This is a genomic window from Thermosporothrix sp. COM3, assembly GCF_059696735.1.
The window spans coordinates 5,431,049-5,456,929 of sequence record NZ_AP019376.1; the positions used below are offsets into that span (position 1 = coordinate 5,431,049).

General features: G+C 52.6%; 28 protein-coding genes and 2 tRNA genes. 23 read left to right on the top strand and 7 right to left on the bottom strand.

All coding sequences use genetic code 11. From position 1 onward, the window contains the following. Positions 1-258: 258 nt before the first annotated feature. Positions 259-972, bottom strand: a complete 714-nt coding sequence (locus KTH_RS23000) for a zinc ribbon domain-containing protein (RefSeq protein ID WP_111326300.1) — start codon at positions 970-972, stop codon at positions 259-261. Between the two features lie 257 nt (positions 973-1,229). Between KTH_RS23000 and KTH_RS23005 the strand changes: the two genes are divergently transcribed. Beyond that, the gene (locus KTH_RS23005) at positions 1,230-1,592 is read left to right on the top strand and encodes a cupin domain-containing protein (RefSeq protein ID WP_211326416.1); all 363 of its coding nucleotides are present in this window, start codon (positions 1,230-1,232) and stop codon (positions 1,590-1,592) included. Positions 1,593-1,641: 49 nt separating this feature from the next. Here KTH_RS23005 and KTH_RS23010 read toward each other — a convergent pair whose 3' ends face one another. Beyond that, positions 1,642-2,178 carry a DUF4288 domain-containing protein gene (locus KTH_RS23010; protein WP_111326303.1) on the bottom strand — a complete coding sequence of 179 codons (537 nt, stop codon included), beginning with the start codon at positions 2,176-2,178 and terminating at the stop codon, positions 1,642-1,644. A 263-nt stretch (positions 2,179-2,441) separates the two neighbouring features. On the opposite strand from KTH_RS23010, the gene KTH_RS23015 reads away from it, so the two are divergent. The 8 genes from KTH_RS23015 (at position 2,442) to KTH_RS23050 (ending at position 8,717) form a co-directional block, all read left to right on the top strand. Beyond that, positions 2,442-3,206 (top strand): SDR family NAD(P)-dependent oxidoreductase, encoded by a 765-nt coding sequence (locus KTH_RS23015; protein WP_497621251.1) that lies wholly within the window; start codon positions 2,442-2,444, stop codon positions 3,204-3,206. A 102-nt stretch (positions 3,207-3,308) separates the two neighbouring features. Beyond that, positions 3,309-4,952 (top strand): glutamine-hydrolyzing GMP synthase, encoded by a 1,644-nt coding sequence (gene guaA, locus KTH_RS23020; protein ID WP_497621253.1) that lies wholly within the window; start codon positions 3,309-3,311, stop codon positions 4,950-4,952. After that, on the top strand, positions 4,952-5,758 hold the full coding sequence (locus KTH_RS23025; RefSeq protein ID WP_497621255.1) for an NUDIX hydrolase: 807 nt from the start codon (positions 4,952-4,954) through the stop codon (positions 5,756-5,758). The genes guaA and KTH_RS23025 overlap by 1 nt, the downstream gene beginning before the upstream one ends. A gap of 3 nt (positions 5,759-5,761) precedes the next feature. Then, positions 5,762-6,781 carry an ADP-ribosylglycohydrolase family protein gene (locus KTH_RS23030; RefSeq protein WP_111326313.1) on the top strand — a complete coding sequence of 340 codons (1,020 nt, stop codon included), beginning with the start codon at positions 5,762-5,764 and terminating at the stop codon, positions 6,779-6,781. A gap of 348 nt (positions 6,782-7,129) precedes the next feature. Continuing rightward, the gene (locus tag KTH_RS23035) at positions 7,130-7,330 is read left to right on the top strand and encodes a hypothetical protein (RefSeq protein WP_111326315.1); all 201 of its coding nucleotides are present in this window, start codon (positions 7,130-7,132) and stop codon (positions 7,328-7,330) included. Between the two features lie 5 nt (positions 7,331-7,335). Continuing rightward, on the top strand, positions 7,336-7,560 hold the full coding sequence (locus tag KTH_RS23040) for a hypothetical protein (RefSeq protein ID WP_111326318.1): 225 nt from the start codon (positions 7,336-7,338) through the stop codon (positions 7,558-7,560). A gap of 300 nt (positions 7,561-7,860) precedes the next feature. Next, complete coding sequence (locus KTH_RS23045; protein WP_111326320.1) at positions 7,861-8,193, top strand: hypothetical protein; 333 nt, start codon at positions 7,861-7,863, stop codon at positions 8,191-8,193. Between the two features lie 116 nt (positions 8,194-8,309). Then, positions 8,310-8,717 carry a type II toxin-antitoxin system PemK/MazF family toxin gene (locus KTH_RS23050; protein WP_111326323.1) on the top strand — a complete coding sequence of 136 codons (408 nt, stop codon included), beginning with the start codon at positions 8,310-8,312 and terminating at the stop codon, positions 8,715-8,717. 298 nt (positions 8,718-9,015) lie between these two features. On the opposite strand, the gene selA is transcribed toward KTH_RS23050, so the two are convergent. The 3 genes from selA to KTH_RS23065 form a co-directional block, all read right to left on the bottom strand. Further along, a complete protein-coding gene (selA, locus tag KTH_RS23055) occupies positions 9,016-10,404 on the bottom strand; it encodes an L-seryl-tRNA(Sec) selenium transferase (protein ID WP_111326326.1) in 1,389 nt (462 codons plus the stop codon). 109 nt (positions 10,405-10,513) lie between these two features. Further along, the gene (locus KTH_RS23060; RefSeq protein WP_111326329.1) at positions 10,514-10,945 is read right to left on the bottom strand and encodes a type II toxin-antitoxin system PemK/MazF family toxin; all 432 of its coding nucleotides are present in this window, start codon (positions 10,943-10,945) and stop codon (positions 10,514-10,516) included. A 36-nt stretch (positions 10,946-10,981) separates the two neighbouring features. Then, the gene (locus KTH_RS23065) at positions 10,982-11,203 is read right to left on the bottom strand and encodes a hypothetical protein (protein WP_137686146.1); all 222 of its coding nucleotides are present in this window, start codon (positions 11,201-11,203) and stop codon (positions 10,982-10,984) included. A 104-nt stretch (positions 11,204-11,307) separates the two neighbouring features. Between KTH_RS23065 and KTH_RS23070 the strand changes: the two genes are divergently transcribed. From KTH_RS23070 to KTH_RS23135, 14 genes are all read left to right on the top strand, one after another. Next, complete coding sequence (locus KTH_RS23070) at positions 11,308-11,541, top strand: hypothetical protein (protein WP_137686147.1); 234 nt, start codon at positions 11,308-11,310, stop codon at positions 11,539-11,541. Between the two features lie 316 nt (positions 11,542-11,857). Next, positions 11,858-11,941: transfer RNA gene (locus tag KTH_RS23075), tRNA-Tyr, on the top strand. Between the two features lie 26 nt (positions 11,942-11,967). Next, positions 11,968-12,039: transfer RNA gene (locus KTH_RS23080), tRNA-Thr, on the top strand. Positions 12,040-12,289: 250 nt separating this feature from the next. After that, positions 12,290-13,495 carry an elongation factor Tu gene (gene tuf, locus KTH_RS23085; protein ID WP_137686148.1) on the top strand — a complete coding sequence of 402 codons (1,206 nt, stop codon included), beginning with the start codon at positions 12,290-12,292 and terminating at the stop codon, positions 13,493-13,495. A gap of 124 nt (positions 13,496-13,619) precedes the next feature. Next, positions 13,620-13,787 carry a 50S ribosomal protein L33 gene (rpmG, locus tag KTH_RS23090; protein WP_111325858.1) on the top strand — a complete coding sequence of 56 codons (168 nt, stop codon included), beginning with the start codon at positions 13,620-13,622 and terminating at the stop codon, positions 13,785-13,787. A 76-nt stretch (positions 13,788-13,863) separates the two neighbouring features. Further along, a complete protein-coding gene (secE, locus tag KTH_RS23095) occupies positions 13,864-14,232 on the top strand; it encodes a preprotein translocase subunit SecE (RefSeq protein ID WP_111325857.1) in 369 nt (122 codons plus the stop codon). 32 nt (positions 14,233-14,264) lie between these two features. Then, positions 14,265-14,846 (top strand): transcription termination/antitermination protein NusG, encoded by a 582-nt coding sequence (gene nusG / locus KTH_RS23100; RefSeq protein ID WP_111325856.1) that lies wholly within the window; start codon positions 14,265-14,267, stop codon positions 14,844-14,846. A gap of 286 nt (positions 14,847-15,132) precedes the next feature. After that, complete coding sequence (rplK, locus tag KTH_RS23105; protein WP_111325855.1) at positions 15,133-15,555, top strand: 50S ribosomal protein L11; 423 nt, start codon at positions 15,133-15,135, stop codon at positions 15,553-15,555. 61 nt (positions 15,556-15,616) lie between these two features. Next, positions 15,617-16,330, top strand: coding sequence for a 50S ribosomal protein L1 (gene rplA / locus KTH_RS23110; RefSeq protein ID WP_111325854.1), 714 nt, complete (start codon positions 15,617-15,619; stop codon positions 16,328-16,330). A 447-nt stretch (positions 16,331-16,777) separates the two neighbouring features. Continuing rightward, positions 16,778-17,317, top strand: a complete 540-nt coding sequence (rplJ, locus tag KTH_RS23115) for a 50S ribosomal protein L10 (RefSeq protein ID WP_497621261.1) — start codon at positions 16,778-16,780, stop codon at positions 17,315-17,317. A gap of 19 nt (positions 17,318-17,336) precedes the next feature. Further along, complete coding sequence (gene rplL, locus KTH_RS23120; protein ID WP_111325852.1) at positions 17,337-17,717, top strand: 50S ribosomal protein L7/L12; 381 nt, start codon at positions 17,337-17,339, stop codon at positions 17,715-17,717. 178 nt (positions 17,718-17,895) lie between these two features. After that, a complete protein-coding gene (gene rpsO / locus KTH_RS23125) occupies positions 17,896-18,165 on the top strand; it encodes a 30S ribosomal protein S15 (RefSeq protein ID WP_111325851.1) in 270 nt (89 codons plus the stop codon). Positions 18,166-18,532: 367 nt separating this feature from the next. Beyond that, positions 18,533-20,920, top strand: coding sequence for a polyribonucleotide nucleotidyltransferase (locus tag KTH_RS23130; RefSeq protein ID WP_497621264.1), 2,388 nt, complete (start codon positions 18,533-18,535; stop codon positions 20,918-20,920). Between the two features lie 119 nt (positions 20,921-21,039). After that, complete coding sequence (locus tag KTH_RS23135; RefSeq protein ID WP_497621266.1) at positions 21,040-21,678, top strand: uracil-DNA glycosylase; 639 nt, start codon at positions 21,040-21,042, stop codon at positions 21,676-21,678. Between the two features lie 107 nt (positions 21,679-21,785). Here KTH_RS23135 and KTH_RS23140 read toward each other — a convergent pair whose 3' ends face one another. Then, positions 21,786-22,271, bottom strand: a complete 486-nt coding sequence (locus KTH_RS23140) for a GvpU-like protein (RefSeq protein ID WP_111325848.1) — start codon at positions 22,269-22,271, stop codon at positions 21,786-21,788. 141 nt (positions 22,272-22,412) lie between these two features. Next, complete coding sequence (locus tag KTH_RS23145; RefSeq protein ID WP_497621268.1) at positions 22,413-25,838, bottom strand: transglycosylase domain-containing protein; 3,426 nt, start codon at positions 25,836-25,838, stop codon at positions 22,413-22,415. Positions 25,839-25,881: the final 43 nt, after the last annotated feature.

Sequence of the window (25,881 nt, forward strand, 5' to 3'; positions counted from 1 at the left end):
ACAGTTCCTTATAGCTGTTTCTATCGGATGAACAAGGCCGCAATATAAGGAAATATTCCTATCAAAAACAGCATACTAGAACAGTCAAGGGTTTGTCAACGCTCTACAGGGAGAAGAACCAGAGCAGAAGCGTGAGAGGAAATATCGGCTACGTCAGCGCTGACGTAGAATCCACCTTCTTTTGGTGATCCGGCAACAATGCAGGAAAACAAACAATGTGCCCGCGAAATTCAGGCCTGGTTTTTGCATATCTACGCTTTAACGATCGTAGTAGAGGATACGCCCACAGTTGGTGCAGGACTGAAGCTCGGCACTCATCTGCACAAGCTGTAGCTCGCTTGGAGCCAACAGCGCTCTACACCACTGGCAAGAATCGTTCTCCACGCGAGAGACTGCGTGGCCCTGTTTGGTGCGGCGCATCTTTTGGTAGCGCTCAACCAGCCCGGGTTCAAGCTCACTGATGAGCTGCTGGCGCTGGCGTTCGAGTGCTTGCTGTTGCTCTTGCAGGCGGCTGTAGCGCTGGCGCAGTGAGGCGCACTCTGCTTCTCTGGCCTCTTCTGCCTGCTTCAATGCTTCTTGTCTGTTGCGCAGGACCTCTTGCAGAGACTCAACCAGATCGGCGATCTCACGCACGGCTTCTTCCTGTCGGCTCTGTTGGGCCTGCAATTGCTGGATTTCCTGCTGCACCGTTTGTAGCTCTTTTGCGTTGCTGGCTGTAGCTTGCGAGAGCCGTTCTTCCTGGCTTGTCAGACGGTGATTCGTTTCTTCGAGTGTCCATTCCGCTTCGCGCTGCGCCTGCTGGCTGGATTGAAGCTGTTGCTCTGCCAGCTTGTATTCAGAACGCAAGCCGCGAATGGTAGGGCTATCTTGCAGCGCGTTATCGACTGAACGCAGTTCAGCAGTAAGATGATCCATTTCAAGGTCAAGCTGCTGAAGCTCAAAAAGTCGCGCTGCAATCTGTATGGTGCTCATGGTTCCTCCTTTCCAGTACAACGGACACCAAAGAGCGTCGGATTCTTATTGTACTGCTAAGTGGGAGAGACTTCAATAGAATTTCGCGTAAGATGACCGGTTTAAGAATCCCTTTGCACAAATTTCATGTGCTGTTTACTTTTCCGCAGTATAATATGGAGCAAATGTCTATGAGGTGATCCTGATGCTGTTTGTGCTGATGCGGGTGGCCTTCATAGCGAGGGATACTATCAAACAGAGATAAGGAGCAGGTCTAGATGGAGACAATCAAGGGTGTAGACACCGGGCCGCATGTGATCCGCTGGCAGGGGGCAGGACAGCCAGACGAAAAGGAGTTGAGAAAACGTATGCGTCTGGAGGGTCTGTCTCCTTATACGTGGTCAAATGGTCCGGGGGAGCAGTACGCAGTACATAGCCATAGTTATCAGAAGGTGTTGTATTGTCTTCGTGGCTCCATTCGGTTTACCCTGCCAGATCTTCGTGATCAGAACGGAAGGCCGACGCACCTCGATCTGAAACCGGGTGATTGTTTGCTGTTACCGGCTGGCTTGCGTCATAGTGCACTGGTTGGTCCATCGGGTGTCACCTGTCTGGAAGCGCCCAGATATGTGCAGAAATAAGTGTGCATAGATATGTACCGAACGCTCTGGCGGAAGAGAGCGCATGCGTTTAGGCGGTATCGTCCCCGTTATCTCGGACGCTGCCAAGCAAGCGCTCTACCTCTGCCAGTACCTCCTGGGCGTTCAGTTCTGGTTCTCTATGATAGGGATCATAGGGATCGTAGGGAGTATAGGGGGGCTCAAGCTCTTCCAGAACATCCTTGCTGCGAATATCGGGGCCGTCTGCATCCTCATCGCTGCTGTATTGGCGGAAGACGTGCAGCTCTTCTTTCGGCAGGATCATTTCCTGTATCTCATTTTCAGACAGCCCGATCCAGCGATAATAGGTGATCTCTTCCCCATCCTGTGGCTCGCCGAGAACTTGCGTCAGGTCTCCAAGACCACGAAAGAGCGATACCACACGTTGTCCCTCGGGGTTCTCATAGGTCGCTTCATAGCTCTTGCCATAGTGGAGGGCTTTCTGATATGCTTCCTCTGTTGAGGTTGCCTGAATCAGGACAAAATTGCGGTGGACGACATTCTCTTTTTCGCCTTCCACGCGTATTTCTTCTATTATTTCTGCTACATACCATCTCTTGTAATTCATTGGGACGTGATTCCTTTCCGGGGTACAGAACTCTTTACTTCTATTATTGCGTTAGCATTAATAGCATTGTGGTATACTCAGACATCATCATACTTTAATTGTAAGTTTGTGGGTAGTATCAGGGACGAAAGAAAGAAATTATGGTTACTCGGTTCGCTGCCCGAAAAGGCAAGGGACCGATTGTGCATCCTGTCTTATTGCTTTAATGCATCTCCTGGATCGTGCTTTAGCTGCGGTTCAGAGAGGAGAAAGGATTCTGCCGTATGGGACGACTTGAGGGACGTGTTGCGTTCGTGACTGGCGCGGGGAGAGGCATCGGTGCTGCTACTGTGCTCCGAATGGCAGAAGAGGGTGCCAGAGTGGTGCTGGCCGACATCGATGAGCAGGGGTGCCAGCAGGTGCGTGCGGAACTACAGCGCCTGGGAGCCGAGAGCCTGTTCTTTGCCTGTGATGTGACGCAGGCGGATGCTGTCCAGAGGGCCATTGATGAGGCGGCTCACCGTTTTGGACGCCTGGATATTCTGGTGAACAATGCCGGTGTGCTGAGAGACAACCTGCTGTTCAAGATGAGTGAAGATGACTGGGATATGGTCATGAATGTTCATATGAAGGGGGCGTTTCTCTGTAGCCGGGCCGCGCAGGCTCATATGGTCAGGCAGCGATATGGCCGTATTATTTCTCTTTCTTCTACTTCAGCGCTTGGCAATCGAGGGCAGGCCAATTATGCCGCGGCAAAGGCGGGCATACAGGGGCTAACCCGCACGCTTGCTATTGAACTGGGTCAATTCGGTATCACGGTCAACGCCGTTGCACCGGGCTTTATTGATACCGAGATGACACGTTCTACTGCCCGCAGGCTAGGAATGGAGCCACGGCAGTTTATGGAAGCTGTGGCAAGGGAAGTTCCGGTTCGCCGTGTGGGACAGCCGCGTGATGTGGCGAATGTGATTTGCTTTCTGGCCTCTGATGAGGCGAGTTATGTGAGCGGTCAAATTATTTATGTTGCGGGCGGTCCCGGGCGAATTTAATATATAAGGAAATAGAAAACAGTGTGAGGGCGATTGTCTGCCTGTTGTGCCGGTAATCGCCTGCGTATACATTCAGAAAAGAGGATGCAAACGAGGTCTTCTATGCAATCATTGGAGCGTCGCCAGGCCGTTATTGTCCTGGATTTTGGATCACAGGTGAGTCGTCTGATTACTCGGCGTGTGCGCGAGTGTCATGTGTATAGTGAGCTGGTTCCACCCGATACAACCTATGCTGAATTACAGAAGCGTACGGATCTGGATATCAAAGGATTTATCTTCTCGGGAGGTCCGTCAAGTGTCTATGACAAGGATGCGCCTTCTTGTGACCCTGCGATTATGGATAGTGGGCTGCCGATCCTGGGGATCTGTTACGGGATGCAACTGCTCGCTCAGCACTTTGGCGGACATGTTGCCCCGGCTCAGGGGAGGCGCGAATATGGACCGGCCACGATTGAGGTTGTTCCTGAAGCGGCACAAAATCCCGATGTCTATCGCATCTTTGAAGGTATTCACCCTTCTCCCGTTCAGACTGAGCACCTTGACACTGTTTCGCAGATGCCGCGCCTGCCTGTCTGGATGAGCCACGGTGATAGCGTGGATAAGCTGCCTGAAGGCTTCCAGGTGTTGGCCTGCACCGAGAGTAACCCGGTTGCCGCTATTGCGCACCCGGCGGGAATGGTTGGCCTTCAGTTCCATCCCGAAGTCACGCATACGCCCCAGGGCAAGGATATCATTCGCAACTTCCTGTATCGTATTTGTGGCTGCTCGGAGAGCTGGACATCATCCGCTGTCATTGATGAGGCTGTTGAATCGATCAGAAAGCAGGTCGGGAAAGAGCGCGTCCTGTGCGCTCTCTCTGGTGGCGTTGATTCTGCCGTCGCTGCTCTGCTGGTCCATCGCGCTGTGGGCGATCAATTGACCTGCGTATTTGTTGACACTGGCTGTATGCGTGCTGGTGAGCGTGAGCAGGTAGTTGAAACCTTTAGCAATCACCTTCATATCCCGCTGATCGCCGTCGATGCAAGCGATCGCTTCCTGAATCGGTTGGATGGTGTTGTTGACCCTGAGCAGAAACGCAAGCTGATCGGTGAAGAGTTCATTCGCGTTTTTGAGGAGCAGGCTACTAAACTGGCCGAGGAGCAGGGCCCAATCCCATATCTGGTTCAGGGGACTCTCTATCCCGATGTGATTGAGAGCACCAGCCATGATACAGCCAGCACGGCCACAAAGATCAAGACACACCATAACGTCGGCGGTCTCCCCGAGAAGATGAGCTTTAAGCTGGTCGAGCCGCTGCGCATGCTCTTTAAAGACGAGGTGCGCGAGATCGGGCAGGAACTGGGACTCCCTGAAGAGTGGGTCTGGCGGCATCCCTTCCCCGGACCGGGCCTGGCGATTCGGGTGATCGGCGCTGTTGATAAGCTGAAACTCGATATTCTTCGCGCTGCCGACAAGATTGTGATTGACGAGATCAAACGCGCTGGTGTCTACCGTGATTTGGGCCAGGCGTTTGCTGTGCTGACCCCGATTCAGAGTGTGGGTGTGATGGGTGATGGCCGTACCTATGCGTATGTGGTCGCAGTGCGTGCGGTGACAACCAGCGACTTTATGACGGCTGACTGGGCGCGGCTCTCGCCTGAGCTGCTGGCGCGTATCTCAAACCGCCTGGTCAATGAAATTGCCGAAGTGAATCGTGTTGTCTATGATATTACTTCCAAGCCACCTGCAACGATTGAATGGGAATAATGATCGAGTTTGAAATCCTGGTGCGGGGCGTCTATCGTCCCGCACAATTGCTTCTTACGTATGATTCCTCTTTGCGCCTTGAGGTGAGCGCGACTACCCGTCAATGGATGGATGCCTTCTGGAAGCAGGCTCAGGCGCAGAATAGTCGCCTCTTTGATGCTCCTCTGTATCGATATATTGCTGCACATGCACAGCCCGATGGTTCCCTGTCCCTGACTCTGGGTGATACCAGCTATAAGGAGTATGTGGTGACCCGCAACGAGGCATATGCACAGGGAAAAGAGCGTGCACAGTTTGGCAATCCCCTCGCGGTCTGCTCTGTCGTTGAAACCGCTGATGGCTTTCTTTTGCTGGATAAGCGTGAGGGGGTTGATGTCTATGTCGGGCGCTACCATGTGATCGGCGGCTTTTTCGAGCGTGATCTTGATGGCGGAGCAAAGCCTGATCCCTTTGCGGCCATGCGTCGTGAAATCCGTGAGGAGACCGGTATTACCGTTGATGATATCAGTGAGCAGCTTTGTCTGGGGCTGGTTTATGATCTGCGTGTGCCTCATGCCGAGCTCTGTTTTCTGACCCGGCTTCATATCTCGCTTGCAGAGGTATGCCAGCGGAAACCGGAGGATAATGAAATTCAACAGTTACGTACGTTGCAAGTTGATTCTGAGGCATTACGAACGTTTATTATACAGAATCATGGGAATATTTCAGCGACCGGCGAACCGAACCTGCTCTTTTATGGAGCCTGGAAATTCGGCGATGCCTGGTTTGATGAGGTGTACAGACGGATCAAGGAAGGAGCGGCATAAACAATGTTGGATGTTCAGCAACGGGCCTCGGGTTGTCTCTTTGGTTTGGCGTTTGGGGATGCACTGGGAGCCGCAACTGAATTCCTGGATGTAGCGACGATTATACAGCGCTTTGGGCCAAAGGGGCCTCAGGATCTTTCTGGCAATCCTGCTCGTGTGACCGATGACACGCAGATGACGCTTGCTGTCGGTGAAGCGCTTATGCAGGCGGAGCGACCATACTCGCTTCAGTCGCTGGAAGGGCCATTGCGAGCCGCCTTCATCGTCTGGAACGAAAGTCCCGAAAACAATCGTGCTCCCGGCATTACCTGTATTAATGCTTGCAACCGCTTGAAGCAAGATATTCCCTGGCAGGAAGCGACCGTCACTCGCTCAAAGGGATGCGGCGCCAATATGCGTGTTGCTCCTGTGGGATTGCTGCCCTGGGGACGTGATGGTGTTTCTGAGAAGAGCAGAGCGGGTATCGCCCAGTTTCAGGCTGCATTGACACATGGGCATCCGACCGCTCTGGCGGCTGCTGATCTCACTGCCCATGCCATCGCTGATCTGGCCAGTGGGGGCGATGTGGCTGAACTCCCTGACCGCTTGAAAGAGTATGCCCATAGTCAGCGCTTTGTCTATCATGAAGAATGGCTTGGAACCCTCTGGCAGCGTGCCTATGTGGATAGCCCGGAGGAGTTCATTGCGCGTGGCTGGGATGAGTGTCTGAACGTCCTTGATCGGCTAGATGCTGCCTTGCTCCATGCAGACCGAGATGCTGACCCTTGTCTGCAAACTGGTGATGGTTGGATCGCTGAAGAGGCATTTGCGACTGCGATGCTCTGCTTCTTGTTCTATCCAGATGAGCCTATAACGGCCATTCAGCGTGCTGCTGTTACGAAAGGCGATTCCGATTCGATCGCCTGCCTGACCGGCGCATTTGCGGGAACCTATCTCGGGCTTTCCGCCTGGCCATCTGAGTGGATACAGCGCATTGAATATCGGGAACGATTGGCGCAGCTCGGGGCACTCTGGGATAAATAGGGCAGGCCAGAAGGGCGACCGCTTTTGCCTCTCTGGCTGCAAGACCTGGCTCCTCGGTCTCCTTTTTTCCCATGACCGAAAAATCAGCGACAGAAAAATAGGGTGATCAGCGTCTATATAGTAGAGAGATTGTAGAGCAAAAGAGAACCTGGCTTTTCACTGGATGGGCAGAGAAGCTTTTTTGGTTTGCATGGGATAAAGCGAATCCTTCATATTTTGTCTGACGCTGTGTTTGCCGTATAGTGGATTGCTTTCTACCCGTCTCTTCTGTGCAAGGGATGCGGTAAAAACCGGTCGATATCCGAAGGGAGCGCAGTAATGGGAACTGAGCAGAGGAGTGTCAGAGACATGGCGCAGGATAACGGGCAAGAGTTTTTTATCTATGTTCCGGTGCCCGGTGCAGCGGAAGGCTCGATCCAGCAAGCGGAGCAGGTGAACGAGCAGGGCTTCCGGCCTGATGGAGAGCACTGGGTGCGCATTGCTTTGCTAGGGTCTGTCGTTGTTTATGCCCATTTGTGGGGACAAAAAGATGAGACCGTGTTTGTCTAGTGGGTATGTCCGGCGGCGCTTTGCTGGAAGTCGCCGTTATGGAGGCCTCTGTGCGCCCGGCAGTGAAAGCCAGCGCACAGAGTGAATGGCCTGGGTGGCATGGGATAAAAACCATTCCACATCTGGCTATTCTTTTCGGGATGATACAAAGTGGAATCTGGAAAAAACATTTGATTGCTCTTGATCCGCATGCTGTCCCTCTGAATTCCTTCGGCTTCTTGTCCCTGTGAGCGCGCTTCTCGAGGAAGAAATATCGGCGCATCGAAGGGGCGGGCATCTATCCTGCGCAACCGCCAAAGTGGCTACTCGACTCCTTGCAGTTCTTTCCCCAAAAACAGGCGAGCAGTATTGTCGTATGAGCGGTTGAAGAAGTGGACGCCACCGCCTGTAGAGCGGCATAAGAACAAAGGTTTGAAGAACGAGAATTTCTGATTTTTCATCGAAAGAACATCAACGTTTATTGACTTTTTGGGGGGGGGCTTTTACAATAGAAGAAGGAAGACGTCGTGTAATGACTAGGAGGCACCTTCATGGCTATTGCGCAAACTGATGTTTATCGTCATGAAAACCTCGTCCGTAAGTCCATTCTGATACCCTCAAGCCAGCACAAAGAATTAAAAGCGCTGGCCGTCGAATTAGACTCCTCTTTAGGAGATGTTGTGGAGACAATCATGGAACTTATGCGGCAAGATAATTATCAGCAACTTCGGTCCGCCATTTTACAGAAGCAACGCGAAAAAGATCTCGCCTCCGCTATTAATTCCTCTCTCGATGAAGCCTATGCATATCTTGGTTCCCTTCCTGAAACCCTCGAAGACGCTCAATTCTTTTTTGAGGCCGGTCGCGAAGGTATGGTGGCGTAAAAAGTTGCTGAATTGCCATGCGTGCGTGCTATCGTGTTCCTTTGTAAGGGAAGCGCACGCTATTTTATAACGTTATATACTATTGACAGAAAAATCGAGGACGAAGGTTTGTATGCATGAGTGATGAGGCCAGGCACGCGAAGGCCAGCCCAAAGCATGAGGCGCACGGAGATATTCCGTTTCCGCAGCGGGGAGAAATATGGGATGTGAACTGGTCGCCGGGTCGTGGCGCTGAGCAACAGGGAACACGACCTGCTTTAATTATCCAGAATGATCGAGGCAACGCCTCCCGCAATTACCCCTTAACAATTGTTGCCTCAATGAGCCGTACTGAACGCGAGTTGCCGCTGCATGTGCGTATCGCGCCTTCCAAAGAGAATGGGCTGACCGATTATACTGATGTGAAATGCGAGCAATTGATGACAATTGAAAAATCGCGCCTCCTGAAACGGAGAGGCGTGATTACTCCTGAAGAATTGCACCGGGTCGATCTCGCCCTGAAGATTAGCTTGAACCTATCCTGAGAAGTCGACATATGAGTCTGGAATAAGAAAGCTCTCTGTAACGTTTTCTTGAGTAGAAGCGTATGTACAATAAAAGGAAGAACGATTAGCTGACGGGCGGTCGATGGGCTATGGTGCCGAATAAGAGGTGAAACGAACGAGGGTTTACGCGGCTAGTCTACACGATGCTTCCTTTGTCTCCACGCAGACCTTGTGGTTATTTCATGCTCCTTCGGCACCATTATTTCTTGTATAGAGAGTTGTTTTCCTCTGCCATCAGGAAACATCCCCCCGTCACAAAGGGGGGGTTTTTGGCTTTTTATCCCTGAAGAACGGCGGTCAACGCCTCAATAAGCTGGTGATCTTGCTCCGGTAGCACCGTACGCGGATCAAGCAACAGCCGGTTACGTAAAATACGCGTAACCACGGCTGGCGTATGAAGTCGCAAACGGCGCGCGATGCTCTCCAGCGAGTGTGGCATGCGCTCTTCTGACAGCGCTACCAGGGTTGTGGGCAGAGTCTCGCCCGGTAGTGAGCCTCCGCCGATGGTGGATTCTCCTGCCTGTGTTTCCGCCTGAATACCAACCTGCCGTAACTGGTCTACCCATTGTCCGGCTCGTTTGCTGAGTTCAGCGGGAGATGCCGAGATCATGCGCCAGATCGGGAGATGCTGTTCTGCCTCTCCAAGTCGATAATGATGAAGTGTTGCTTCCAGCGCTGCAAGCGTCATTTTGTCGATACGCACAGCTCGCATCAACGGATGTTTTGCGAGCCGCGAGATATATTCACTTTTTCCCACAAGAATACCTGCCTGTGGTCCTCCCAGAAGCTTATCTCCCGAGAAACAGACAATGTCTGCCCCCGCCGCAATACTTTCCTGTGGGGTTGGCTCATGTGCGAGTCCATAGTGTTGGCTCTCAAGCAGGCAGCCACTTCCCAGATCATGCAGGACCGGCAGGTGATGAGTATGGGCCAGAGCAACCAGCTCGGAGAGAGGAGTTTCTTCGGTAAAGCCAGTGATGCGGAAGTTACTGGGATGCACTGCCAGCAGAAGTGCGGTCTGTTCAGTAAGTGCGGCAGCATAATCAGCAATGCGCGTACGGTTTGTTGTTCCGACCTCTATCAGATGACAGCCACTCTGACGCATCACATCAGGGACGCGAAAGCCTCCACCGATCTCAACAAGCTGCCCGCGGGAAATAAGGACTTCCCGTCCCACTGCAAGCGCGCTTAAAGCCAGCAGGACCGCAGCCGCGTTATTATTAGTGACCAGCGCGGCTTCAGCTCCAGTCAGCTCACAGAGCAGGCGCGTGATATGGGTATGGCGTGATCCCCGTTTACCTGCTTCAAGCTCATATTCCAGGTTGGAGTAGCCAGAAGAGACCGCTTGAACTGCATGCAGTGCGGTGGCACTGAGAGGAGAGCGGCCCAGATTGGTATTGATAATCACGCCTGTTGCATTGATAATCGGACGCAGATTGGGCAAGAAGGAGCGCTCAAGGGTTTGGGCGGCCTCGCGTAGAAGCTCACTGGCCGAGGGGCAAGATGCGCCCTGAAGGATTGCTTCACGTGCCTGCTGTACGCTGGAACGAATAGCCCGTACCGTCAGCTCGTGCGAATAGCGAGCGATCAGTTCCTGCCCCTCCGGTGAGTGAAGCAGGGTATCAACAGAAGGCAGCAGGCGGAGTTGAGATTGATCGAACGGCATAAAGGCGTACTCCGCTAATACACTAGAGAGAGTGAAAAGGAAGCCCCGGCGGGACTTCCTTCTTTCTTATGACGATTCTTGCCTACAGATCAGTTAGGTCACGACGATGTTAGTGTAGTGAATAGAATGCCGTGATCGCCAGACTGTTCGCGATTTTCCCCATAACAGCGCGTATATCGACATCATGGAGTCGACAAATGGCGTACTGGTCGGCCAGAAGTGTGCGTAAAACAGGATAGAGTAGCTCTGTTTTGACCAGGCTATCGGTATCAAGGAGCGGATAATCACGTTTGAGTAAGAGATGATGATAAGGGCGTAATTTTCCACGATAGGACGTGAGGGCGCAGACATTCACAGCGCCAGCATGACGACAGAAAGGCTCACCGGAAACGACAAGGGCGGGATGCCAATCCAGTATACGTTTTTCTTCAATACCTGGTGGGAGAGCTGGATAACCGAAATTGACCCAGTACACCATGCCGAATTGCACGGGGGTATGGTATGTCAGCTGTTCCGGTGCAAGTTCTGGTGGGTGAGGCATGGCTTCCTATCTAACTACGTAACCTTCTAGTCTGAACTATTTATGGGCAAGAACTGGTGTGTATGCAGGCTCATCGCTGGAGTCAAGCTGACTTTGGAAACAGGCCGTTGTCAAAGACCAGGCTCGTGCAACAAGCCCCAGACGCTCCTCGCGTTCGTCCTGACTTTCTTCTTGAAGGGCAACTGCTACAAGTTCCATTTCACGTCGATACTGCTCCATGAGCAGGGAAGAACGGCTGAAGTCACAATTCGTTGCCATAGGAAATCTACCTCGTCTTCCAAGTCGATACAGCCAGGAGTTCCTGGCTCTGGTACTTCTCCGGTAGCGGACCAACCGCGAGAGAGGGATAAACTTCTCCAACGTTGGAGATTATACCAGCAAATTGGGAAAGAAGCAATGCTTTTTTCACCAACTTTTTAGAATTGGCTCATAATTTCTTTACAATTTTCCTCCTTTTCATTTTATCACTTTCAGGCCAAATGGATACTTTAATTGTAGATTTATTGTTTTATCTACCTGTCATCGCAGATGTGGTCTGTCCTGATACAGCAGAGTCTGCGCAGCGGGAGCGCGAGAAAGGCCTGCTTGAGGCATGAGAAAACCTGAGCATATGCTGAGGAAAGATAGCAAGAATGTCAGAAAGATTATGCAGGATTCTGCATAATAGAAGGAGGGGAGTGATGGGAGAAAATTGAATAGTGGCTGGCGAGTGAAGGGAGGACCGCTTTCTTCTTTTTCTATATAAGGAGGGATGTGGTGCTATAAAGAAAAGCAGAAAAAAACGGCGCGCCCGGAGCAAAAAGAAAAATGACGGAAATTGATACTTGCTCAAAAAAATGCTTGACAACCTAAATTTCGTCGGCTATAATACGTCTCGTCGATGGTCAGTTCAGAGACGAACTGAAGATCCGAGGGCAGTTACCAAAGTGGCCAAATGGGACTGACTGTAAATCAGTTGCGAAAGCTTCGGAGGTTCGAATCCTCCACTGCCCACCAGGACATCACACAGATGTCCCTTGCCAGCCCGTGTGGCGCAGAGGTAGCGCACAGTCTTGGTAAGACTGTGGTCATGGGTTCGAGTCCCATCACGGGCTCCCGTGGTTTTCTGAATGATGTCTGGCTGGATGCGCTTTATGCTCCGCTTCATCTTCACGAGATTCCGCGTAGAAGAATCGAACTTGTTGCGCCGTCTTCTGAGTTGATCGTCACTCCCCTTCCCGATATACTAGCTAGTGGAAGCTATTTTCTCTGTGTGTGACGATCAGTAACCGGGGGACGGCTATTGCATGTCTAAACCATTGCTATCTGATCGCAAGAGGATTGCAGAAGGAGCCACATTAGGAAATGGCTAAGCAGAAATTTGAGCGTACAAAGCCCCATGTAAACGTGGGTACGATTGGACACATTGACCACGGCAAGACGACCCTGACGGCAGCGATCACGAAAGTGCTGTCGAACGCTCAGCTTGCCAAATATACGGCCTTTGACCAGATCGATAAGGCCCCCGAAGAGCGAGAGCGCGGTATCACGATCTCGATTGCTCACCTGGAGTATGAGACCGAGAAGCGCCACTACGCGCACGTTGACTGCCCGGGTCACGCGGACTACATCAAGAACATGATCACCGGTGCCGCTCAGATGGACGGTGCCATTCTGGTGGTGAGCGCTCCTGATGGTCCGATGCCTCAGACACGCGAGCACGTGCTGCTGGCTCGTCAGGTGAACGTTCCGGCGATTGTTGTCTTCCTCAACAAGGTTGACATGCTCGAAGATGAAGAGCTGCTGGAACTGGTGGAGCTGGAAGTGCGTGAGCTGCTCTCGAAGAACCAGTTCCCTGGCGATGATGTGCCGGTGATCCGTGGTTCCGCCCTCAAGGCCCTGGAAAGCAAGGGCGATCTCTCCCGCAACGATCCGAATGCTGCCTGCATCTGGGAGCTGATGGATGCCGTTGACTCCTACATTCCGACCCCGCCGCGTCCGGTGGACCAGCCGTTCTTGATGCCAGTGGAAGACGTCTTCGGCATTAAGGGACGTGGAACAGTGGCAACCGGTCGTATTGAGCGCGGACGCATCAAAGTGGGTGAGTCGGTGGAAATCGTTGGTTTCAGCGACGAGAGCCGCACAGTGGTGGTGACAGGCGTCGAGATGTTCCAGAAGACCCTTGATGAGGGAATGGCGGGTGACAACGTCGGGTGTCTGCTGCGCGGTGTTGAGCGAACGGACATCGAGCGTGGACAGGTGCTGGCGAAGCCGGGATCAATCAAGCCGCATAAGAAGTTCAAGGCTCAGGTGTATGTCCTCTCGAAGGAAGAGGGTGGACGTCATACGCCGTTCTTCAACGGATATCGGCCGCAGTTCTACATCCGAACGACGGATGTGACCGGGTCCATCCAGCTGCCGGAAGGGGTAGAGATGGTGATGCCTGGTGACAACATCGAGATGACGGTGGAGCTGATAAACGGTATCGCAATGGAAGAGGGCGTGAAGTTCGCCATCCGCGAAGGTGGACGTACCGTCGGTGCTGGCTACTGCACCCAGGTTATCGAATAAGAAGAACTTTCACACGTGGACGCTACTGCCTGGCGGATGCGTCCACGTTGTTTCGCTAGCAGACGGTCACTATCCACTCAGGCTGTAGTGGCAAGCCAAGCACGAAACGTTAACGGAGAAAGTCATGGCTAAAGGCAAAGAAAATCGTATTGTGGTAACGCTGGCTTGCACAACCTGCAAGAGCCGCAACTATACCACTTCGAAGAACAAGAAAAACAATCCAGATCGCCTTGAACTGAGGAAGTTCTGTACCACCTGCCGGGTACATGTTCCTCATCGTGAAACCAAGTAGGGTCGTAAAGTACTCGCTACTCAACTAGTGATGTCTAACTAGTACGACGGTCGCTACTGATCGGGAAAGGCTAAACGTGGCAAACAAGATGGCCGAAAAGAAGAAGAGTACTAGCCAGAGCCAAGTGGCAGCCTCGAAAAGCGGCAGTGAAAAAGGGGCGGCTAGAAGCGCCAGAACAGCACCGAGGACGAGCAAACAAGAAGGAAAGTCGGCTCGTAAGGGAAAAAATACCTTACTGGGTCGTTTCCGCAGTACTCGTTTCGGCGGCTTTATCTACGATGCCTATTATGAGCTCCGCTATAAAGTAACATGGCCTTCCTTTCAGCAGGCAAGGAACATGACGATAGCGGTCTTAATTATCTCTGGTGTGGTTGGCTTATTGCTGTGGCTAGTTGACACAGGACTATATTATCTGTTCATCCAGCTTATTGGCGGCGGTAAATAGCTTCGTCACCTGGAAACCAGAAGGGGAAAGCCGTGTTTACTGAACATACCGGTGAGGAAAAAGAGAAATCTGGCGAGAAAACCGGTGAACCGGCCTGGTATGCAATTCACACATATTCAGGCTACGAGAACAAGGTCAAGAGTCACCTCGAAGCCCGTATTGCGTCGATGGACATGAAGGGCAAGATCTTTCGTGTGATTGTGCCGATGGAGGAAGAGGTTGAGATCAAGCAAGGCCAACGGCGTACGGTCCAGAGAAAGGTCTTCCCCGGCTATGTGCTGGTTGAGATGATTATGAGCGACGAAGCGTGGTATGTCGTTCGTAATACTCCTGGTGTCACAAGCTTTGTGGGTTCGGGGAACAAACCGGTTCCCCTGCAAGAACACGAGATCAAATCGATCTTGAAGCAGGTAACGAAAGAGTCCGAGAAACCCAAAGCCAAAGTCAGTTTCACGAAGGGCCAGAGTGTTCGCGTTATCGATGGTCCCTTTGCTGATTTCATTGGCACGGTAAGCGATCTGAATATGGATAAGAACAAGGTCACTGTTCTGGTCTCTTTCTTCGGTCGTGAAACCCCCGTGGTACTGGACTTCCTGCAGGTAGAAAAGATCTAGCGACTTTTTGACGGTTTTACCAGACACGTACGTACGAAAGAACGATTGTTTGAGTTGAGTCGGCCCGGTTCTAAGGGCTGGATCTCGCATAAGCAAGACACAACCGTACCGATAGACAATCGGGAACGGACAGGGGATTTCCCCTGACAATTGCAGAAATGCTTCTGGACCGGCCGCTTCTCCTTATGAATGCGGCGACTGGACGAAGCAAGCATCCTCGCCCAGGGGCGAGAAACCTGTCAATTGGTACATGTTGTAGAGGTATCTTGAGGAGTTTGAGCAACCTATGGCAAAGAAGATTAAGGCTGTAGTACGCCTACAGATTCCAGCAGGTAAGGCAAATCCTGCTCCTCCGATCGGTACAGCGCTTGGCCCTCACGGCGTCAACATCATGATGTTCGTGAAAGAGTATAACGCGCGTACAGCGGACAAAGCGGGCATGATTATCCCTGCTGATATTACGATTTACGAAGATCGCTCGTTTACTTTTGTTACCAGGACCCCCCCCGTTTCCTATCTGCTGAAGAGTGCGGCGGGTCTTGAAAAGGGTTCTGCTGCCCCCAATAAAGATAAAGTGGGCACGATCTCCCGCGAGAAGCTGCGCGAGATTGCAGAACTGAAGATGCCGGATCTGAACGTCAATAGCATTGAAGCGGCTGAGAATACAATTGCCGGCACTGCCCGCAGCATGGGCATCACGATCGAATAAGAAGATGCAGGCTACCCGGTAGTCACTGCGGCTTATAGCCTCAAGGAGGGCACACGAGAGAATGGCGAAAAATCAACACGGAAAGAAGTATCTGGAGGCCGCCAAGCTCGTCGACGAGACGAAGTTGTACGAGCCCCAGGAAGCTATCTCACTCCTCAAGAAGCTCAACTACGTAAAATTTGACCCTACGGTCGAGATTCACATGAAGCTCGGCGTTGACCCGCGCCATGCTGATCAGATGGTGCGTGGTGTGGCGAATCTCCCCGCCGGAACCGGTAAAGAAGTGAAAGTCCTGGTGTTCGCGCAGGGCGAGAAGGCGAACGAAGCTGCGGCCGCTGGCGCTGATTTCGTGGGTCTCGATGATCTGGTAAAGCAGATCGAGGAAGATTGGTTCGGTTTTGATGTCGCAATCGCGACTCCCGACGTCATGGCAAAGATCAGCCGCCTCGGTCGTAAACTTGGCCCTCGTGGCTTGATGCCCAGCCCGAAAGCAGGGACCATCACATTTGATCTGGCGAAGACTATCCGCGAAGTAAAGGCCGGTCGCGTCGAATTTAAAGTCGACCGCACTGCCCTGCTTCATATTCCTGCCGGAAAGCTTTCGTTCAGCGAAGATGCCCTGATGCAGAACCTTGCCTCTGTCGTTGATGCGGTCGTTCGTGCTCGACCCTCCGGCGCAAAGGGCACCTATGTGAAGAGCATTGTGTTGACATCAACGATGTCACCAAGCGTCCGTCTGGATGTTCCGTCTGCTCTGGCGCTCAAAGTCTCATAATCGCGCCACCCTGCCGCACCCGTACCGATCGGGCTATCGGGAACGGGAAAGGGATCTTCCCTGGCAGGTGAAGTAGAGAATGCTTCTGAGCAGGCTGTAGCGCGTGTATACTATGGCCTGCTGGAAAGAAGAAGCCCTGCCATGAAAGGCAGGACATGCCCCGCCTGATCTTCGGGTCGGGTGTTGTACGCGGCTCATGCAACTGAAGACAGCAAGTATGCTTTTAGAGCATGTAAATGATATGCCAGATGGCGTATCGGCTTGCCGAGGGATTGTTTGCTATACTGTTTGCGTTTCGGCTGGCGGCACTGCAAGAAAGAATATGCCGTGAATGTGCTTGAACGCACGCACAAAACAAGAATCTCTCTCTGCCTTCGGTTGCACTGACCGAAGGCTTTTTTCATGGCAAATTCACAAGTATTAGGGAAGAAAGGAGGGAGAGCTCCCATGCCTACAGAGGCAAAGGCCCAGAAGATCGAGGAACTTGCTGAGAAACTGAATCGTGCTAGCATCGCTATTTTGATGCAGACTCAGGGCCTCTCCGTTAAGGATATGAACGACCTGCGCAAGAAGCTGCGCGACGTCAATGTTGAGCTTTCGGTGGCGAAGAACACGCTGCTGCGTATCGCTGCTGAGCGCAATAACATGACCGAGGTCGATAAGAATATCTTCAATGGTCAGACCACTGTTGCTTTCGGGTATGATGACGAGGTCGCTGCTGCGAAAGCAGTTGTTGACTTTGTGAGCGGTTCTAAGATCGCTGTTTTAAAGTCCGGGATTCTCTCCGGTCGCTCACTGTCCGCCGAGCAAGTTGAGGGTATTGGTAAACTCAAAGGCGGCAAGAACCAGACAAAGGCCGAGGTTGTCGGCACCGTTCAAGGACCACTGTCGAACTTCTATGGTTTGATCAGTGCTCCTCTGCGCGATCTTGCATATGTTTTCCAGGCAAGAGCTGACCAGTTGCAAAAGGGTGAAGCTGCCCAGTAATTCATTTGGAGGTTAAAAAATGTCCGCAGTCGAAAATATCATTGCAGAAATTGAAAAGTTGAACGTTCTTGAGCTCGTTGAGCTGAGCAAGACCCTTCAGGAGAAGTGGGGCGTGAGCGCCGCTCCTGCTGCCGTTGCCGTTGCTGCTCCCGCTGGTGAGCAGGCTGCTGCTCCCGCAGTTGAGGAGAAGACCGAGTTCGACGTTATCCTGTCCGAGGTTGGCCCCAACAAGATCAACGTCATCAAAGCCGTGCGCGAAATCACCGGTCTCGGCCTCAAAGAGGCAAAGGCTGTTGTCGACGAGGCTCCGAAACCCGTCAAAGAGGGTGTCTCCAAAGAAGAGGCAGACAGCATTGCTGCCAAGCTCCAGGAGGCAGGCGCAAAGGCAACCATCAAGTAAGATGGTCCTTTCTGCAGGGAGATCCCGCCGGTTGGTCTGGGCTCCCTGCGTCGCTTTTCCTGCATAGAACATATCAGATACCGGGGGAGTAATTGCACCCGTAGGCCGGTCATGTTATAATGCAGAAGATATTGTGTTGCAAGTATTCATCCTTCGTTGGAGGAGGTGAACAAGAAGCGTGGCTTTAACTGTCGAAAAAAAGAACGAAATTATTGAGAATACCCGTGTACATGAGACCGATACCGGTTCTCCTGAGGTGCAGGTTGCACTGCTGACCGAGCGCATTCGTCAGCTTGGTGCTCATCTGGATGCACATAAGCATGACCTTCATTCACGTCGTGGTCTGAAGATGCTTATTGGTCAGCGCCGCCGTCTACTTACCTATTTGAGTAAGAAGAGCCCGGATCGCTATCGCGCTTTGATCGAAAAGCTTGGCCTGCGCCGCTAATCACGGGGTCGCTGTGGATGCGGTCGGCGCACAAAGGCAAGCGCCATTCTGTTCATGCCCGACCGCTGCTCCATTTTTCCCCCACCTAGCAAAAGTGAGTATTTGCGGTTTCTGGAAGAAGAGGGAAGTACGGAAAGCGAAGAACGCATTAGAAGAGGACCTTTCTCCATATCGAGCAGAAAAAAGAGCGCACCAGGATCGAGAATGGTTTTGCAGTACGAGACTGAAGATTTCCCGAGAACATGTTTATGTAACTACACCCAGGCCCTGGCGTAAGATGGAGAGTTCCCAGAGACGAGAACAAGAGTATATTGGTTTTAAACGGTTAGATTTGTTTAGGTTAGGGTGCCAATAAGTCGGAGGCAATATGATTCACCGTCAAGAAGCTGTCATAGGCGGCCGCGTCATGAGTATAGAAACAGGCCGCGTGGCTGAGCAAAGTAGTGGCGCAGTGCTGGTTCGTTATGGAGATACTGTGATACTGGCAACTGCCGTCGGAAGCGACGAACCGCGAGAAGGTATTGATTTTTTTCCATTAACTGTTGATGTTGAAGAGCGTATGTACGCTGCCGGTAAGATCCCCGGTGGTTTTATCAAACGTGAAGGGCGTGCTACTGAACACGCAATCCTCGCCAGCCGCCTGGCTGACCGTCCCCTTCGTCCTCTCTTCCCGAAAGGATATCGAAACGATGTCCAGGTTGTGATCACTGTCCTTTCTGTTGACCAGGAAAACGATCCCGATATCATGGGCATCGTTGGCGCGTCTGCTGCTCTCTCCATTTCCGATATTCCCTTCGCCGGTCCGGTTGGCGCGGTTCGTATCGGCTATATTGATGAGCAGCTGGTTATCAACCCCCTTGAGTCTCAGATGGAGCAGAGCAAGCTCGATCTGGCAATCGCCGGTACTGCTGACGCCATTATGATGGTTGAGGCTGGCGCGAAGGAAGTTCCCGAAGAAGTTATACTGGAAGCGCTCCGTGTCGGTCATGAGGCTATCAAAGATCTGATCAAGATGCAGGAGAAGCTGGTTCAGGTATGTGGCAAACCGAAAAAGGTGTTTGAACCCGCTCCTGTTGATGAAGAGCTTCAGCGCAAGGTTGCCGAGTTTGTACTACCGCGCTTTGAAACTGCGGTAAACAACCCCGATAAGACAGCTCGCTCCGCTGCCCTTAATCAGGTGCAAGATGAGCTGCTTACCGAGCTAGGAACTGAGTATCCTGACCGCCTGAAGGAAATTATTGCGTTCTATGAGAAAGAACTGAAATCCTATGTTCGCAATATGATCCTCGATCAAGGTGTACGCCCGGATGGTCGCGATACAAAGACGATTCGTCCGATCACTTGTGAAGTTGGTCTGCTGCCCCGTACACATGGTTCAGCCCTCTTTACACGCGGTCAAACACAGGTGTTGAGCGTGGTAACGCTTGGCTCACCCGGAGAAGAGCAGGTGCTTGATGGTCTGGGTCTGAGCGAGAGCAAGCGCTTTATGCATCACTACAACTTCCCACCCTTCTCAACTGGCGAAAGCAAGCCCTTGCGCGGACCCGGACGCCGTGAAATCGGTCATGGCGCGCTGGCCGAGCGTGCGGTTGCTCCCGTCATTCCTTCAGAGGGCGAGTTCCCCTACACGATTCGCGTCGTCTCTGATGTGCTTTCGTCCAATGGCTCAACGTCGATGGGCTCCGTGTGTGGTACAACGCTTGCGCTCATGGATGCTGGCGTGCCCATTCATGCCCCCGTTGCTGGCGTTGCGATGGGCCTGATTACCGGGGAGGGTGAGCGCGAAGGGAAGTTCGCTATCCTGTCCGATATCCAGGGCATTGAGGATGCATTAGGCGACATGGACTTCAAGGTTGCTGGTACTGCGGATGGTATTACGGCCTTGCAGATGGATATTAAGGTCAAAGGTATTACTCCTGAGATTATGGCGCAGGCGCTGGCACAGGCGCGTGAGGGCCGTATGTTCATCATGGAGAAGATGCTTGATACCATCGATGCCCCGCGCGAAGCGCTGTCGACCTTTGCTCCACGTATCCAGACAGTCAAGATCAATCCCGATAAGATCGGGACAGTTATTGGACCGGGTGGAAAAACGATTCGCAAGATTCAAGACGAGAGCGGCGCGAAAATCGATATCGAGGATGATGGCACTGTCAATATCTCCGCAACCTCCGGTGAGGCGATGCAGACAGCGATCGATGCTGTGCGTGCGCTGACCGAAGATGTCGAGGTTGGACGCATCTATACCGGTACCGTTCGTCGCCTTGTTGACTTTGGCTGTTTTGTTGAGATTCTCCCCGGTAAGGAGGGTCTGGTTCGGACCTCACAGTTGGCTGATTATCACGTGTCTCGCCCGGAGGACGTTGTCTCTGTCGGCGATCAGATCACGGTCATGGTCATTGAAGTTGACTCGCAGGGACGTATCAACCTTTCTCGCCGTGCTGCACTCAGCGGAGAGCTCCCTTCCCCGAGCGAGCTGGAAAGTGAACGCGGTCCTTCGCGTGGTGGTCGTGGTGGTGGCCGCGGCGGCTATAGCGGTGGTGGCGGTGTTTCCGGTGGTCGCATGGGAGGTGGCGGCTACAATGAGCGTGGCGGCGGCTACGGCGGAGGCGGCGGAAGAGGCTCCTATGGCGATCGCTATGGTGATCGTGGTGGCTATGGCCAACGTCGCCCTATGGGGGGTGGCACCAGTCGCCCGGGCGGCGGACGCCGTGAGGGTGGCTACGGTCAGCGCCCCGGAGATCGTCGCTGGTAGGCTCGCTCTTCCTGCGGAATAGCAAGCAAAAAGATTTTTGGGGGAGACAAGGAAAGCCTGTTTTCCTGTCTCCCCCTTGCTGGCAACCTCATTGATAGTTGGGAAAAGGGGTAAAAGTTATGTCGACGGAGGAGATTCTACAAGAAGTAGCGCTGGAAGTCTCCACGTGTTCAAAATGTAACCTTTGTAAGGGTCGGAAGCGGGCCGTGCCAGGCGAAGGAAACCCCAATGCCAGAGTCCTATTTATTGGTGAAGGTCCGGGTTATCACGAAGATCAGCAGGGACGCCCCTTTGTTGGACCTGCCGGGCAATTTCTAGATGAATTGCTGGCAAGCATCAACTTGAAACGTTCTGATGTTTTCATTACCAATGTTGTCAAATGTCGTCCCCCCTCGAATCGTGATCCACTTCCTGAAGAGATAACCGCCTGCAATGACTATCTCGATCGTCAGATTGCCGCTCTGAAGCCCCAGGTGATTGTGACATTGGGCCGCTTCTCGATGGCGAAATTTTTCGGCAACGCGAAGATCAGCGCTATTCATGGACGCGCCCAGAAGAAAGATGGATATATTTGCATTGCAATGTATCATCCTGCTGCCGGGCTCCATCAGGCAAGCCTGAAAAACGTGATCCGCGAGGACTTTAAGAAGATCCCACTCGTGATTGCTGAAGCTGAGCGGATGAAGGCAACAGCCCCGAAAGAGGCCGGTTCTGCTGCCCCGAAAGAGGAACCACCTCAGCAATTATCACTTTTCTAGTCTGTGAGAAGCCTGCGGGAAGTAAGCCGCAGGTTTTCTTTTTGGCTCGCTGCCTCCGAAGGAATGCCCTGCGGAGGCAGAAACGGCTATTGGCTTTGCCTTCGTTCCTATTCCCCGGGAAGGGCGACATCCAGCACAAAAGCGTCAACTGCGGTTATTTTGCCCCGCCAGTATGGAACGGTCAACTGACTCCCTGCGCTGATAATAGTGGCATCACGCAGGTGCAGATATTCAAACAGAATTGGCAGGCCAGCAGGCCCGATTTCCGGTTGATCCTCTGGGGGAATCAGGTTGGAATACAGGTCTTCCAGCAACTCCGCTGCCTGCGGTGCCTGCTGAAGCCTTTCTCTGATCGAGGTGATATGCGACTCGACATATGCTCTAGTACTGATCAGTGTGCCGAAGATCAGCACCCCATGCATCTGAAGCATGATAGGAATCTCTCCGTTTTCCCGCTCGACCAGCTTGACCCAGACCTGTAAAGAGATATCGTGATCGCCGTATGACTTGAGCCACAGGTTTCGGCGTTCGGTGCGTGTAAGTGGTCGATAGTTTGGATCGACCGCAGGTGGCTGTTCTGGTTTATCAGCCATAATAGCGAAACCTCCCAAATAGCTTGTATGCCTTTGCCAACCCGGCAAAGAAACCAACATATTTACGCATATCATATCGCTCAAAGCAAGAGAGGCACCAGCATAGTGGTGCCTCTCTTTGATCTGTATGTTCCCGGTTGCTTACGGCTTCTTGTCGTCCTTTTTCGGGGGCGTACACGGTTTCCCGTTCTGGTCCTTCCCGTTGACACAGGTTGCGGTCGGGACGTAGTAGTTCGAGCCGTAGATGGTTGGCTGCAAGCTATCAATCATCCAGTCCTCGTTGACAGGATCGCCTGCTCCCGGAAGGAGCCCGGTGTAATTGGAGACGGGCACTTTATGCACGTTTCCTGGCGGGGTGAAGCCATCCATTGGGAAGTTATACTTCTTCGAGGCGTAGTCCATCACCTGATTCCAGATCGGGCCTGCACCTGTCAGACCGATGACGTCATGCATCTCGCTGTTATCGCTGTTTCCTGCCCAGACACCGACGGTCAGATATGGTGTATAACCGATCGTCCAGTTATCTTTGAAGCTATCGGTCGTACCGGTTTTCACTGCTGCCGGACGGCCATCAGGCAACTCAAGATCGTTTCCGGGTGGGAATTCCAGGTAACGAGCCTCTTTATCTGAGAGCATATCGCTGATCATGAAGGCAACTTCAGGCTTGACGACCTGCTGACCTTGCGGCTTTTTGGGATCGTACTGATAGATGGTTCGTCCCTGGTTGTCGACAATCTTGAGAATAGAGACCGGTGGAACGCGCTTTCCTTTGTTGGCGAAAACAGCATATGCGCCGGTCATCTCATACAGCGATGCCTCTTTTGCACCGAGTGCCAGCGATGCGCCGGTGTTTTTTGGATCTACTTTGGCAACGGTGTCAATTCCCAGACGTCCGGCCATGTTCAGCACGTTGGGAATACCCGCGAACATTACTGTGTCAACCGCGGAGATGTTGAACGAGTTTCCGAGCGCTTTTCGGGCGGTCATCGGAATATTGGTGCGGAACTGACGGTCATAGTTCTGCGGGGTGTACCAACCGTTGACGCCGTTCCCATCAGGATAGGGATAGAGCGTTTCTCGGTCTGGCAGGATCATGCCAGGATACCAGCCCATCTCAAAAGCGGTTGCATAGACGATAGGCTTGAAGGATGAGCCCGGCTGCCTGAAGGTCTGGGTGACAGCATTCACCTGCCCTTGCGCTTCTGGCGTTGAGCTGTTGTAATTGACGCTTCCGTTCATTGCCAGAATCTCGCCAGTGCGTGGATTCATGACCATGACTGCCGCATTGTTCACGTTCCGATCCCGGCTCAGGACGGTATAGACGCCGTTCAGCTTATCATACGTTTCCTCGTAGAGGTTTGAATAGGTGATCTGCTCTACCTTCTTTTCCAGATCAAGATCAAGGGAAGTGTAGATGCTATAACCACCATTGCGCAGATTTTCGGGACCGAGCACCTGGGCAAGCTGATCAATGACAAAGTTGACAAAGTGAGGAGCCTGCATTTTCTGCTGCGATGAGTGAGAGACAAACTTGAATTTTTTCATCTCATCGGCAGCTTGCTTTGCCTGCTGCTCGGTGATCTTTTTATCGCGCAACAGCGAGGCCAGCACCTGTTGCTGACGCTTCAGGGCATTCTCTTTGTTGTAGATTGGGTTCAGCGTGGTCGGGCTATTTGGCAGGCCCGCCAGCAGCGTTGCTTGCCCCAATGTCAGCTGAGCGACTGCCGGGATGCACGTATTGGTTTTCTTGTCACATTTTGGCTTCAGACCGAAGTAGTCCTGTGCTGCCGCCTCAACGCCGTAGTTAATATTGCCGTAGTTGACGGTGTTGAGGTACATTTCCATAATCTTCCATTTCGGGTACTGCTGATTGAGTCCTGCCGCAAGGAAGATCTCCTGTATCTTTCGCTCGGGTGTACGAGGCAGCCCTTCAAAAAGCTGGACTTTTATAAGCTGCTGTGTAATCGTGCTACCACCGCCCGCAGAACCGCCGCTGGTGATTGCACGGCCAATACCCTGGAAGTCAAACCCGGGGTTCTCCCAGAACGATTTATCCTCAACCGCTACTGTGGCCTCAACGAGCAGCGGCGAGATATTTTTGTAGTCAACATATGTGCGTCGGCCTTTGCCGATCTGCTTGTCATAGAGATCATACAGTGGCTTGCCGTTGCGGTCATAGATATGGGTTGTCTGGAAAAGTGAGTGATCCGCGATGCCTTGAAGCTGAGGCAACTGCGCCTGATAGTAAGCAAAAGCTGCGCCTCCTCCTCCCGAGGTTAAGACGATGAGGATCAAAAGGATAATCACGGCAATACGCGCAAGCAGCGGAAAGCGTTTTCCTTCTTTGCGTTCCTTACGCCGTTTCTTGACGATCATGACGCGGTTCACACGCGCTCGACGCTCCGCAAAGTCTTCGGCGCTTTCAAAAACGTCATCGCTGCGAACCGGAGGCATGCCCTGCTGTAGTGATAGATCGGTGCCGTTATCCTGGCCCGGGGGCGGCGTTGTTGGCAATGTATGCCCCGGCACTTTAGAAGAGGGTTGCGGAACCGGTTGGTGCTCCAGCAAAACCGTATTCTGGGCCGCAAGTGCATCAGCATTTTTTGGCAAGGACGAGCGTTCAATGGCGGCTGTCTTTTGTTCCGAAATATCAGCCAGTTTCCCGGGTTTCTCTTCGCTCGATATCTTCGTTATGCTGACTGTATCCTGCTCTGCGATATCCGCTTTGCCCGATTTTTGTGGCGCTGCGGCTTTGGGAATAGCTGTTGTTTTCTGCTCAGCAATATCAGCCTGCTGCTTTGATTTCTCTTCTCCACCCTTTTCGGTGTGTGGCGCCTGCTTCTCTGGCTGCTTGCTTGAACCGGATGCAAGACCAGGAGAAGAGGGTGTTTGCGCCGGACGCCTGGGAATCGCTGGACGACCGGCATTTTGCTGACCGGACTTCTGCGCGTTCTCTGCTGGTTTCTCTGCTTTGGGTGCTGGCTTCTGCTCCTCCGCAGTCAAACCGGGAGAGGATGGCGTATTCTGCACAGGGCGTTTGGGGATGGCAGAAGCGACACTTTTCTTCTCCGCCTGCTGCGGTGTTATGCGCACCGTTGCCTCATCAGAAGAGCTGGCGATGCCGGGAGAAGAGGGCGTTTTGGGTGTAGAGCGATCTGCTTCAGATACGCTTTTGCCCTTTTGCTCTTCCCGGCTAGAGGCAATGGGACCACCAGGGCGCCTGGGAATAGGCGCAGCCGTTCTCCCTGCCTGTGGTGCTGGCTGTTCCTTCTTCTCAGAGGAAACCGGCTTCTCTACCTGTGGTGCTGGCTGTTCCTTCTTCTCAGAGGAAACCGCTTTTTCCGTATCCGAAGAGCCTGTTTTCTGCCCTTTCAGAGTATCAGAACCCTGCGTTGATTCTTCCTTTTTCGCCGTTATGCTCTCTTTTTCTTGCCTATCCTCCTGTTTTTGAACAGGTGAGGAAGGAGAAACGGGTTTGGTATGCTCATTTGCTTTTTCAGGTTGTTTGGTTTCTCCTTGAGATGGAGTTGCAGTCTGTTTCTCCTTTTCATTTGAAGTGGAGGGCATAGAATCGGCTTTTTCTATATTATTTTTTTTATGGCCTTCTATG